The following is a 12319-nucleotide window of genomic DNA, read 5'->3' as shown; positions in this document are numbered from 1 at the left end:
TCAATTAAACATTCATTTTTTATAAAATAGACAATACTTTCTTTTTCTTATAAATAATTATAATACTTAGTAATATAATTAGCAGAGTACTAACATACTTGATGATAATATTATCTTGAAAATAATTAGTAAATAAAAACAGTAGAACTGTAACAAGAGCGAAACCTAAATATTTATAGCTTGATTTATCATAATTATTAAAATATCTAATAAAAATACCTGAGTAACCTAAATATAGGTAACTGATAAAAGTACTTATTGCTGCTCCTTTGATTCCAAAATATGGAATCATAAATAAATTCAATACTATATTTAGTATTCCTGCTGCAAATGAAATTTTTAACAAATAAAGTGTTTTCTCTTTATATTGAAAATAGGTATTTACATAATAATAAAAAGGATAATATGTAAATGAAAAAACTACTATCATAGCTAATGGATAAGAATCTTGTAAAGATTCATTACGAACTAAAATTTTAAATATTTCTCTCATCCAAAGTGCAGTGATAAATGCTCCTCCAATAAATACCAAAGAAAGAACTTTTGTTATATTTTGAATTTGATTTTGTTGTTTATTTTTAATCATTTGCATTAAAATTGGACCATATGCCATTCCTAATGCTGTCCCTGCCAAACTAAAATAACCACCTACTTGATATGCCAAAGAATATTCACCAATTTTTTCAACAGACACTCCAAATAAATCCATCATGATTCTATCTGAATTAGTTAATAAAAAGACTGAATAAAAATGAGGTATTACAGGTAATGCTATTTTAAATTTTCGTCGTAACCATTTATAATTAAACTTAAAACATGGAAATAATTTCTCTTTTAAAAATATCTCATACCCTATTAAAATTGCACCTATTGTCGAAATTGTAAAAGAAGAAATCAACCAACCTAGATATCCTAAATCATAAACAGCTACTGCTAAGTATAATGCTAAATATCCTATTATAGATTTAATAGCGGTTATAGTACCAAATGATATTGCTTTTTGTTTATATTGTAATAATTTATTCCCTATAAAAACTATGGTATCAAAAAATAAAGTTGGTAAAACATAAAGTAAAATAATTAAACCTAAATTATTTGATGCACTTTCAGGTACTATCAGTGGTATTAATAGCATATATAAAATTGAAAGTATTACATTCCAAGAAAGCAAGAATCCAAATACTCTAGACCAAATAAACTTATAATGTAGAGGGTTTTTATAAAAACTATTTGATAAAATTACTGAAAAACCTAATTGTTTAAATACAGTAGTACTTCCAATGTAAGCAACTAATATTCCATATACTCCATAATCCTCATCTGTTAAAAAAGGGGTAATAATTGGAATTAGAACTAAAGAAATTAGCTTAGGAACATGTTGTCCTAAGCCATATATTATACTATTAGAAAATATTTTTTTTAACAAAATGAATTAATACAAATTATCGTTAATAAACTTAGCAGGCACACCTCCATAAATAGTATTTGAAGACAAATCCTTTGTTACAACTGAATTTGCTCCTACAATAACATTATCACCTATATTAACTCCAGGATTTATAAATACATTTGCACCAATCCAAACACCATTTCCTATAGTAACATTTGCTTTTTTCTTTTTTTTAGGTCTTGAAGTATCAAAGTTTTGATTAGACAAATTAGAAACAGTATAGATATAAACATTATGACTTATGGAACAATTATTCCCAATTTTCACTATTTGATTCTCTCCAATTTGAATATTTGAATTTCTTCCTATGTAAGAATTTTCACCGATAACTAATTTCCCTTTTCCATAAAAATGGATATTTTCACCATTAAATCTAAAGTCCAAAGGAATTTGATATTTTTTACGAATAGTTTCGTACTCTACATACTGTTCTATCGATTTTAAATATTTAAATATTCGTGCTATTACTTTTAGTAGAAACCACTTCATGAAATTATTGATTGAATTTTTTCAAACTCTGATAATATTTTTCTAATATTACTTCTGGCTCGAAATGTTTAAATAGGATATGCTCAACAAATTCTCTGAATGCTCCATCTCCTCCTTTTGTTACAGTAACAAAATCAACTTTATCTTTAACATAAAATGGTGCATTAGAAGGAGAGCATGAAAAACCAACTTTTTCTAATAGTTTTATATCATTGATATCATCTCCTATATAAGCAATATCTTCTAGAGATATTCCTAATTCTTCACATAATTGATTCGCAATAGCAACCTTATCTTTAATTCCCATAAAAAGATGCTTAACTTTCAATTTATCTGCTCTTCGTTGTACTATCTCTGTATTTTCTCCTGTAATAATCCCAAAAGGAATACCTATTAATCTTAAAAATAAAACACCAGCACTATCGCTAGTGTTAAATTTTTTTAATTCGTTTCCTTGTTGGTCATAAAACATTCCTCCATCTGTCCAAACTCCATCAATATCAGTAAGGACAAGTTTTGGTAGTTTTTCCATACTATTGAACGTTTGATGGGTAAATTATCTCATCTTTTGAGATAGCCTCAACAACTTTTTTACCTATAATTTGATCTTTTTGAGACCATTTTAATCCATCTCCAGGACTTAACATATGAATATCTTCTTCAGTAATAATTCCTCCAGCAATTATATCTTTATTAGTTGCAATAGATCTTTCTAATTTTTCTTTTGCTACAGCTACAGAATCTTCAATGAAAATATCTTCAACTCCCATCGATAAATCTAGATTACGAATATCACGCATCATTCTATAAATTCCATCAATTGCTAAAGATCCTTGCTGATCTGTTCCTTTCATACCACGATCAAGCGTAATATGTTTTTCAATAATTTTTGCTCCCATTGCTATAGCAGCTAAAGGTGTAGCAATTCCAATTGTATGATCTGAATATCCAATTGTAAAATCTGGATAATTTTTCTGAAGATATGATATTGTCTTTAAATTTACATTCTCATATTTTGTTGGATACTCTGACACACAATGTAAAATTGATAAATCATTATGGTATTTTGTAATGATATCCACAGCGTCATCAATTTCCTTTTTCCCACCCATTCCTGTTGAAATGATAATAGGAATTTTAGTTTCAGCTAAAGCTTCTAATAAAGGTAAATTTGTTAAATCTCTAGATGCAACTTTTAATTTATCTGGAGTAAATAATTTTAACATACTTAAACATCCTGTTGCACATAAAGTCTCAACAAAATCTAATCCTTTTTCTTTAGCATATTTATAAACTTCAAAATGCTCTTCATCAGATAACTCTAAAAATTCTCTGTGCTCTCCATAAGTTTTTCCAAATGAATTTTTATTATCATAAATTCGACTCATTTGTGATGCAGATAACTCTTGTTTTAAATCTCTTTTAGTTAATTTAACAGCATCCATTACAGGAAGTTCATTATTAAATAACTTATCATGAATTGGCCTTGATACAACATCTACTAATAATTTTGCTATATCTACAGATCCGTTATGGTTTTGACCAATTTCTCCTATTACATATGTTTTCATTACTTACTATTTCTTTTTATTTGAGTTAACATTTGAGTTAACCATAATTTATTTTGAGAGATCCAATCTAGTAAATTCAATATGCTATAATCCTTATCAAAATTAAATTTTGAATAAATTTCTTTTAATAAATTGAAATCTTCATGTGTATCCAGCGTCAATCTAATATTAGAATATTCTTCTATTTTTGGATCAATTTGTTTTAACTTAACATCAAAAAAATTTGATCTTTCGTAGATAAAATTAGTAACATGTTCTTTATAAAAGCTTTCTTCTGTTTGGTTTTTAATCTCTTTTAGAGCTGACAGTTTAACTCCTTCGGCCCAAAAACCATAATGAGTTCTTATAACTGGAGTTCCATCTTTTAAAGAATACGAATAATAATCAACATCTAATTCGTTAAATTCATTTATTAAATTAGACAAATCATTAATATTCAAAAAAGGATTATCTGCACACACTCTAATTAATTTATCTAGATTGTATTTATTACCAACATCAATAAACCTTTGCAATACATTATCTTCACTTCCTCTATAACATTCTATTTCTAAATTTTCACATAATTTAAAAATCGCTTCATCTAATGGATTAGATGTTGTAGCTACAATAATAGGTATATCATTAAATCTACTTTTTATTTTTTTTAGTAAGATTTCTAGTACACTCTTTTGATTATAAAATGGTAATACCATTTTCTTTGGTAATCTTGTTGAACCTAATCTAGCTTGTAATACAATACCTAGCATAATATTACTTTATTTTAAAATTCCACAAAAATCAAGAATAGATTTTTCTGAAGAAATTTCTAGTTCTTTAAATTCATCATGCGCAACTAAAAATGCAATGATATCAGCCTTTTCAGTTGCCTCTTTATAATCTGTAAGTTTAAATACATTATGTTCCTCAATATTTGGCTCTACAATGAAATATTCACCATTATGGTCATTTTGAAGTACTTTTTGTGTAATGTATTTTGCTGGTGATTCTCTTAGATCATCAATATTCGGTTTAAATGCAAGTCCCATAAGGGCTACACTTGGCTTTCTACCATGCTTTAATTCAAATTTCAATTTCTCATTTTGAATTTTCTCAGCACACCAGAAAGATTTATAATTATTGATTTCTCTTGCTGTACCAATAATTTTTGATTCCATCGGATATTCAGAAACAATAAAATACGGGTCTACTGCAATACAATGACCTCCTACTCCACAACCTGGTTGTAAAATATTTACACGAGGGTGTTTGTTTGCTAATTCTATCAATTCCCAAACATTAATTCCTGCTTTATCACAAATAAGAGATAACTCATTTGCAAAGGCAATTTGAACATCACGAGAAGAATTTTCTACAAGCTTACACATCTCTGCTGTTCTAGCATTTGTAGCATGTAATTCTCCTTTTACATATTGTGAATAAAAAGAAATTGCTTTTTCTGTAGATTTCTGATCAATTCCACCAATTACACGATCATTATATACTAATTCATGCATTACATTTCCTGGTAAAACTCTCTCAGGACAGTAAGCAATATGTAATTCATCTTTTAATTCTGGTCTTTCTTCATAAATTAAATCCATCATCTTTTCTGTTGTTCCAACAGGTGAAGTCGATTCAATAATATATAAATCTCCTTTTTTTAATAATGGAATTATTCCTCTTGTTGCAGCTTCTACAAACGAAATATCTGGTTCATTCTTTCCTTTAAACGGAGTTGGAACCACAATTAAATAAGTATCCGCTTCTACAGCTTTTAAATCTGCCTTTAGATATCCTTTTTCTACGGCAGATGCTACAGCTTCATCCAAAGAAGGTTCTACAATATGAATCTTTCCTTCATTGACTGTATTTACAACATTTTCATTAATGTCCACACCATGAACATAAGATTCTCCTTGTGCAATAAGAGCTGCTGTTGGTAGGCCAATATAACCTAAACCAATCATTACTACATCTACTTTATTCATTTCCTTTTTCTTCTATAAAACTTACAATTCTTTGACAAGCTTCTCCATCTCCATAAGGATTGTGAAGTGCACTCATCTTTGCATATAACTCTTTATCTTCTAATAATTTTGTTGCTTCTGAAACTATTTTTTCTGTTTCTGTCCCAACTAAAATTACTGTTCCTGCTTCCACTGCTTCTGGTCTTTCTGTTGTATCTCTCATTACTAAAACAGGTTTCCCAAGACTTGGAGCCTCTTCCTGAACTCCACCACTATCTGTAATAATTAAATGAGATTTATTCATCAACCAAACAAAAGCTGGATATGATAAAGGATTAATTAATTTAATATTTTTAACTGCATCCAATAATTCATAAACTGGTTTTTGAACATTTGGATTTAAATGTACTGGATATACAATTTGAATTTCAGGATTCTGAACTGCAATTTCCTTTAAAGCTGTACAAATATTGATAAAACCTTGTCCATGGTTCTCCCTTCTATGCCCAGTTACTAAAATTACTTTTCTAGATAAATCTAAATTTTCTTTTAAGAAGTCAATTTCCTTATCTTGAATATTTTCAACTCTTTGCACACTATCTTTCAAAGCATCAATTACAGTATTTCCAGTAACTAAAATTTGAGATTCAGAAACTCCTTCTCTCAATAAATTAGCTTTAGAAGTTACAGTTGGAGCAAAATGATAATCCGTAATTCTACCTGTAACCTGACGATTAATTTCTTCAGGGAAAGGAGACCTTTTATTATTTGTTCTCAATCCAGCTTCTACATGACAAACTTCTGCATTTGAATAAAAAGCAGCAATACTTGATGCCATGGTAGTTGTTGTATCTCCATGAACATATACATAATCCGGTTGATATTCATCTAAGATTGGTTTCAATCCTGTAATAATATCTGCTGTTAGCGTATGTAAATTTTGATTTGGCTTCATTAAATTCAAATCGAAATCTGGTGTGATTTCAAAAAAATCTAACACTTGATCCAACATTTCTCTATGCTGAGCAGTCACACAAACTTTTGTCTCTAAATTTGAATTCTTCTGAAACTCTTTTACCAAAGGAGCCATTTTGATTGCTTCTGGTCGAGTTCCAAAAATAATAAGGTTTTTTTTCAAAATTATATTTTTAATTATTCAATACTCTTACAGGATTGCATTAACATCTTCAGAATTCAATACATTCTTCACATCATAAACAACACCACCTTCTTTCTTCAAAGAATTCAATTCCAATTCTCTATAAGAATCATGTGCAACGGTTAGAACTATTGCTTCATATTTTTTATTTGGAATTTCTTTAAAACTTTCTAATTTATATTCGTGCATTACCTCTTCTGGATTTGCCCAAGGATCATAAATATCCACTTTTGCTCCATATGTCTTTAATTCATTTACAACATCTACAGCTTTTGTATTTCTAACATCTGGACAATTTTCTTTAAAAGTAATTCCCAAAACTAAAATATTACTTCCTTTTACTTTTAAATCATGGTGCAACATTAATTTCACAACTTCTGAAGCTACATGTTGACCCATACTATCATTCATTCTTCTACCTGCAAGAATAATTTCTGGATGATATCCAACCTCCTGTGCTTTTTGAGCTAAATAATACGGATCCACCCCAATACAATGTCCACCAACTAAACCTGGTTTAAAAGGTAAAAAATTCCATTTTGTTCCAGCCGCTTCTAAAACATCATGTGTATTAATTTCTAATAAATTAAAAATCTTAGCTAGTTCATTTACAAAAGCAATATTAATATCTCTTTGAGAGTTTTCAATAACTTTTGCTGCCTCTGCTACTTTAATTGTTGGTGCTAAATGAGTTCCTGCAGTAATGACAGATTTGTATAAATCATCTACAATTTTTCCTATTTCAGGAGTAGAACCAGAAGTTACTTTTAAGATTTTCTCTACGGTATGTTTTTTATCTCCTGGATTAATTCTTTCTGGAGAATATCCTGCATAAAAATCTTCATTAAATTTCATACCTGAAACTTTTTCTAAGATTGGTACACATTCATCTTCTGTAACTCCAGGATAAACCGTAGATTCATAAACAACAATATCTCCTTCATTTAAATACTTAGCAACAGATTCACTTGCTTTATATAACGGTGTTAAAATAGGCCTATTATTCTTATCTACAGGTGTAGGAACTGTGACAATATAAAAATTACAATCTTTTAATGATTCTGTATCATTTGTACAAAATAACCCACTTGTTTCAGAATCTTCTAATTTTAAAACTTCTTGAAGTAAACTATCCTCCACTTCTAATGTAGAATCTACTCCTTGATTAAGTTCTGACACTCTTTCTTTGTTAATATCAAAACCAACAACAGCATATTTTGTAGCAAATAATCTTGCTAATGGCAAACCAACATAACCAAGTCCAATAATTGCGATTTTTATATTTTTATTTTTCATTTAAATTCCTTATCTTCTAGTGTTTTAATATCCGCTAAAGTAATATTAATTTTGAATCCTTTTTATGTTTTTTTTAAGTTTTTAATTTATCTAAAAAAAAATCCCTGTTTTCAGTTATTTTCAAACTAAAAACAGAGATTCATCTTTTTTTCGACAATTAATTAACGTTCAATTAATTACATTTTATCATTATATTTTTTACCAATTTGGTAATATTCAAAGCCTTTTTCCTCAACATGAAGCGCATTGTATTGATTTCTTCCATCAAATATAACGGCTTCTGACAATTGCATTTTTATCTCCATAAAATCCGGTGATCTAAATTCTTTCCATTCTGTAAGAAGAATTAAAGCATCAGCTCCTTTTAAAACATCATATTTAGAATCGAAATAAGAAACTTCTTTCATATTTTTCAAGTAGTGTTCTTTCGCTTCTGTAACAGCCTTAGGGTCATAAGCTTGTATTTTCGCTCCTCTTTTCACTAATTCATTCACTACATATATAGATGGAGCTTCTCTCATATCATCGGTTCCTGGCTTAAATGCTAACCCCCAAAGTGCAAAAGTTTTTCCTGATAAGTCTTCTCCAAAACGTTTTATAACTTTATCTGCTATAACAAATTTCTGTCTATTATTTACCTCTTCTACAGCTCCAATTAGTTTAGTTTCATAACCATATTCAGCTGCTGTTCTCTTTAAAGCTTTTACATCTTTAGGAAAACAAGACCCTCCATAACCAGCTCCTGGATAAATAAAACTATAACCAATTCTTTTATCAGAGCCAATTCCAACTCTAACTTTATTCACATCTGCACCTAATAGCTCACAAATATTTGCGATTTCATTCATAAATGAAATTTTAGTTGCAAGCATTGCATTTGCAGCATATTTTGTCATCTCTGCAGAACGAATATCCATAGTAATAAAACGATCCGAATTATGAATAAATGGAGCATATAACTCTTTCATTTTCTGAATAGCATAATCTGAATCTGCTCCAATCACTACACGATCAGGCTTCATAAAATCTTGTAATGCAGCACCTTCTTTTAAAAATTCTGGATTTGAAACTATATGAAACGGTATTTCTACTCCTCTATTATCTAATTCTTTCTGAATTGTATTTCTAACTTTATCACCTGTTCCTACAGGAACTGTTGACTTATCAACTACAATTAGTTCTTTTGTCATTAATTTACCTATTTGTTCAGCAACTGCTAAAACATATTGTAAATCTGCAGAACCATCTTCTCCCATTGGAGTACCTACGGCAATAAATACAATCTCAGAATTATTCAAACTTTCTGCTAAAGAAGTTGAAAATTTTAATGTATCAATTTCTACACTATTTTTGATTAAAGTTTCTAAACCTGGTTCAAAAATTGGAATGATTCCATTCTTAAGTTTTTGAATTTTTTCTTCATTTACATCAATACAAGTAACTTTATTTCCCATTTCTGAAAAACATGCTCCTGTAACTAAACCTACATACCCTGAACCTACAACCGTTATATTCATCTTAATCTTTTTATCATTTTAAATTTTCCCAATACCAGTGAACTGCTTCTTTCAATCCATCTTGTAATGAAAATTGAGGATCATAACCCAATAATTCTTTTGCTTTATCAATACTTGCCAAAGAATGTGGAATATCCCCTACTCTATTTGGTCCATGAATCACTTCAATATTTGCAATTTCAGAATTCTTTTCTGCCAAATTATTCTTTAAACTAATAACTAATTCATTCAAAGTAGCTCTTTGACCAAAAGCAACATTATAAACTTGATTTAATGCCGCTTCATTTTCCGTACTTAAAGCACGTAAATTCATCTGCACAACATTATCAATATAAGTAAAATCTCTAGAGTACTCTCCATCTCCATTGATTGTTGGTGACTCTAGATTCATAAATTGAGAAACAAACTTTGGTATTACTGCTGCATAAGCTCCATTAGGATCTTGTCTTCTTCCAAAAACATTGAAATAACGTAATCCAATAGTAGGCAACCCATAAGTTTTCCCAAAAACATCTGCGTATAATTCGTTTACATATTTTGTAACTGCATAAGGAGATAAAGGTTTTCCGATTTTATCTTCTACTTTTGGTAAAGATTTAGAATCCCCATAAGTTGAAGAACTTGCAGCATAGACAAATCTTTTTACTCCAGCATCTCTACTTGCAACTAACATATTCAAAAATCCAGAAACATTCACATCATTACTTGTAATAGGATCTTTAATAGATCTTGGCACAGATCCTAAAGCTGCTTGATGTAAAACAAAATCTACACCTTCTACTGCTCTTTGACAATCCTCTAAATTTCGGATATCTCCTTCAATTAAAGTAAATTTTTGGTTTTCTTTTAAGTGTTCTAAATTTTCTCTTTTTCCTGTTGCAAAATTATCCAAACAAACTACTTCATTCTCCAAAGCTAACAAAGCATCACATAAGTTTGAACCAATAAACCCTGCTCCTCCAGTAACTAATATTTTTTTATTCTTAACGAAATTACTTGACATTTGAGTTATTTTATTTCAAAATTTATTATACGTGCCGAAATTACTTAATTTATTAGACTTATGATTTTATTTTTAAATAAAACTTTATATAAACTCGATTTTATGAAGTGAAAGTCCTGAATTTGGTGCAATATAACGTAATGATTTTCTATCATTTGTTTCTTTTAATGATTCTTCGATCTCTTCTAAAGTCACATTTCCTCTACCTAACTCTATTAAAGTTCCCATGATCAAACGAACTTGATATCTCAAAAAACCTTTACTTTTTATTCGAAACACAAAGCTTTCTTTTGGAAAAAAATTTGCTTCATAAATCGTGTTTCCCTCAATTGTACTAAGAAGTATTTCACGTTTAAACACGGTTTGCGGACTTGGCTTTGTACAATATTTATGAAAAAAATGTTCTCCTTGAAATAATTTTGCTCCTTCTTTCATCAAATCTATATCAAGTTCTTCCACAAAAGAAGTAATAAAAGGAGCAGAAAACGGATGCGCTTTTTCATTATGAGAAAACAAATAAATATATTCTTTCACTTTCGCATTTTGAATCACATTAAACGTTTTATCAACTTCCTTTAATCCTAACAACTTTAAATCTGTCGGTAAATTTTTATTGATAAGTTCTATAAACCAAGTTTTATCCAATTCTTCTTTCAAAAATAATTCTACTGCAAAGTGATTTGCAGAAACCATCGCATCTGTACGTCCAGAACCTAAAACCTTAAATTCATCATGTTTTAAAACAAAACAAATAGTTTTTTCCAGCATCAACTGCACTGTTTTCAATTTCGGTTGTGGTTGCCATCCATGAAAACGAAAACCTAAAAACTGAAGATCTAATAAATAATAATGTGTATACATTTTTACTTTTTAATATTTTCAATCAATATTTCACGATACGAATCCAATTCATTCCAAACTTTCTTCCCTTTATTTGGAGAAACTAAAGCCAACACAATAATATCAGAATCTTTCTCAAAAACATCAAATTCCATTTGTAATGTTATCTTTCGTCCATCTGTAAATGTATCCAAAAACTCTACTTCGTAAAAATATCGATTATCCTTCTTTTTCATGAAATGAACTTCAATTTCATTTACATCTATTTTCTTTCCACTACCGTCCGCAACAGCTTTAGACAAACCTCTATAATATTTTAATAAAAAATCTGTCAATTCTTTTTCTTCAAACTTAGAAGTATTCTTTAATACTAAACTAAAAATATAGGTAAAATACTTTTCTTTCTCTGTTTTAAACATTTCAGGCGAAAAACGTAATTCTTCAAATCCTTCGTATGATATATTCTTAGCAAAGTCTAATGGAAATTCTATTTTTTCATAAGTCCAACCTTTTGGTATTTCTAAAATACTCTCCTCTTTCTTTTGTGAAAAACCTAAAACTGTTACAAATAAGAATAATATTGTATAAATATATTTTTTATTCATTTCTCTAAAATTAATTTCAACAAATATAGATAGGAATTATAATTCAAACATCGATTATTTTCCTTTTAACATCCAACAAAACCTAGAAAACAAAACTTTCTTTAAGAATCTTCAAAAAAAGTACACTTTCTATTTCACTGTAAATAAAATAATTGCAAAATACTTTTCTAAAAAAATAGAAATATCTAAAAAAATAACTTGCTCACTAATATTTTTGTCTTATATTTGCATCCGCTAAGGGCGATTAGCTCAGTTGGTTCAGAGCACCTCGTTTACACCGAGGGGGTCGGGGGTTCGAATCCCTCATCGCCCACTAAACTGTTTCCTTTTTGACAGTATAAATATAAAAAGGGCGATTAGCTCAGTTGGTTCAGAGCACCTCGTTTACACCGAGGGGGTCGGGGGTTCGAATCCCTCATCGCCCACAAACTGTTTCCTTT

12 protein-coding genes and 2 tRNA genes are annotated in these 12319 nt (G+C 29.2%); 2 read left to right on the top strand and 12 right to left on the bottom strand.

Going from position 1 to position 12319, the window contains the following annotated elements:
- Positions 1–19: 19 nt before the first annotated feature.
- The 12 genes from I0K12_RS16325 to I0K12_RS16270 form a co-directional block, all read right to left on the bottom strand.
- The gene (locus I0K12_RS16325; RefSeq protein ID WP_196889205.1) at positions 20–1426 is read right to left on the bottom strand and encodes a lipopolysaccharide biosynthesis protein; all 1407 of its coding nucleotides are present in this window, start codon (positions 1424–1426) and stop codon (positions 20–22) included.
- A gap of 6 nt (positions 1427–1432) precedes the next feature.
- On the bottom strand, positions 1433–1939 hold the full coding sequence (locus I0K12_RS16320) for an acyltransferase (RefSeq protein WP_196889204.1): 507 nt from the start codon (positions 1937–1939) through the stop codon (positions 1433–1435).
- A gap of 4 nt (positions 1940–1943) precedes the next feature.
- Complete coding sequence (locus tag I0K12_RS16315) at positions 1944–2471, bottom strand: KdsC family phosphatase (protein WP_196889203.1); 528 nt, start codon at positions 2469–2471, stop codon at positions 1944–1946.
- A 1-nt stretch (position 2472) separates the two neighbouring features.
- Positions 2473–3510, bottom strand: a complete 1038-nt coding sequence (locus I0K12_RS16310) for an N-acetylneuraminate synthase family protein (RefSeq protein ID WP_196889202.1) — start codon at positions 3508–3510, stop codon at positions 2473–2475.
- Positions 3510–4259: a cytidylyltransferase domain-containing protein gene (locus I0K12_RS16305; protein WP_196889201.1), complete on the bottom strand. Its 750-nt coding sequence runs from the start codon at positions 4257–4259 to the stop codon at positions 3510–3512. The genes I0K12_RS16310 and I0K12_RS16305 overlap by 1 nt, the downstream gene beginning before the upstream one ends.
- A 9-nt stretch (positions 4260–4268) precedes the next feature.
- Positions 4269–5480: a UDP-N-acetyl-D-mannosamine dehydrogenase gene (gene wecC / locus I0K12_RS16300; RefSeq protein WP_196889200.1), complete on the bottom strand. Its 1212-nt coding sequence runs from the start codon at positions 5478–5480 to the stop codon at positions 4269–4271.
- Positions 5473–6597: a non-hydrolyzing UDP-N-acetylglucosamine 2-epimerase gene (gene wecB, locus I0K12_RS16295; protein ID WP_196889199.1), complete on the bottom strand. Its 1125-nt coding sequence runs from the start codon at positions 6595–6597 to the stop codon at positions 5473–5475. Before wecB ends, wecC begins: the two co-directional genes overlap by 8 nt.
- Before the next feature lie 27 nt (positions 6598–6624).
- Complete coding sequence (locus I0K12_RS16290) at positions 6625–7914, bottom strand: nucleotide sugar dehydrogenase (RefSeq protein WP_196889198.1); 1290 nt, start codon at positions 7912–7914, stop codon at positions 6625–6627.
- A 176-nt stretch (positions 7915–8090) separates the two neighbouring features.
- Complete coding sequence (locus I0K12_RS16285) at positions 8091–9431, bottom strand: UDP-glucose dehydrogenase family protein (RefSeq protein ID WP_196889197.1); 1341 nt, start codon at positions 9429–9431, stop codon at positions 8091–8093.
- A gap of 13 nt (positions 9432–9444) precedes the next feature.
- Positions 9445–10434 carry an SDR family oxidoreductase gene (locus tag I0K12_RS16280; RefSeq protein ID WP_196889196.1) on the bottom strand — a complete coding sequence of 330 codons (990 nt, stop codon included), beginning with the start codon at positions 10432–10434 and terminating at the stop codon, positions 9445–9447.
- Between the two features lie 84 nt (positions 10435–10518).
- On the bottom strand, positions 10519–11295 hold the full coding sequence (locus I0K12_RS16275; protein WP_196889195.1) for a tRNA pseudouridine synthase A: 777 nt from the start codon (positions 11293–11295) through the stop codon (positions 10519–10521).
- A gap of 2 nt (positions 11296–11297) precedes the next feature.
- Complete coding sequence (locus I0K12_RS16270) at positions 11298–11879, bottom strand: hypothetical protein (RefSeq protein ID WP_196889194.1); 582 nt, start codon at positions 11877–11879, stop codon at positions 11298–11300.
- Between the two features lie 238 nt (positions 11880–12117).
- Between I0K12_RS16270 and I0K12_RS16265 the strand changes: the two genes are divergently transcribed.
- Both I0K12_RS16265 and I0K12_RS16260 read left to right on the top strand, forming a co-directional pair.
- Positions 12118–12192 (top strand) — tRNA-Val (locus I0K12_RS16265).
- 37 nt (positions 12193–12229) lie between these two features.
- Positions 12230–12304: transfer RNA gene (locus tag I0K12_RS16260), tRNA-Val, on the top strand.
- Positions 12305–12319: the final 15 nt, after the last annotated feature.

Source organism: Aureivirga sp. CE67, assembly GCF_015767245.1.
Taxonomy (GTDB): domain Bacteria; phylum Bacteroidota; class Bacteroidia; order Flavobacteriales; family Flavobacteriaceae; genus Aureivirga.
Note: the sequence above shows the minus strand (reverse complement) of the source record. Positions and strands in the feature narration are given on the sequence as shown.

Coding starts and splice junctions, on each gene's coding strand:
- I0K12_RS16320 (WP_196889204.1), bottom strand. CDS start 1,939: ATGAAGTGGTTTCTACTAAAAGTAATAGCACGAATATTTAAATATTTA.
- I0K12_RS16315 (WP_196889203.1), bottom strand. CDS start 2,471: ATGGAAAAACTACCAAAACTTGTCCTTACTGATATTGATGGAGTTTGG.
- I0K12_RS16310 (WP_196889202.1), bottom strand. CDS start 3,510: ATGAAAACATATGTAATAGGAGAAATTGGTCAAAACCATAACGGATCT.
- I0K12_RS16305 (WP_196889201.1), bottom strand. CDS start 4,259: ATGCTAGGTATTGTATTACAAGCTAGATTAGGTTCAACAAGATTACCA.
- wecC (WP_196889200.1), bottom strand. CDS start 5,480: ATGAATAAAGTAGATGTAGTAATGATTGGTTTAGGTTATATTGGCCTA.
- I0K12_RS16290 (WP_196889198.1), bottom strand. CDS start 7,914: ATGAAAAATAAAAATATAAAAATCGCAATTATTGGACTTGGTTATGTT.
- I0K12_RS16285 (WP_196889197.1), bottom strand. CDS start 9,431: ATGAATATAACGGTTGTAGGTTCAGGGTATGTAGGTTTAGTTACAGGA.
- I0K12_RS16280 (WP_196889196.1), bottom strand. CDS start 10,434: ATGTCAAGTAATTTCGTTAAGAATAAAAAAATATTAGTTACTGGAGGA.
- I0K12_RS16275 (WP_196889195.1), bottom strand. CDS start 11,295: ATGTATACACATTATTATTTATTAGATCTTCAGTTTTTAGGTTTTCGT.
- I0K12_RS16270 (WP_196889194.1), bottom strand. CDS start 11,879: ATGAATAAAAAATATATTTATACAATATTATTCTTATTTGTAACAGTT.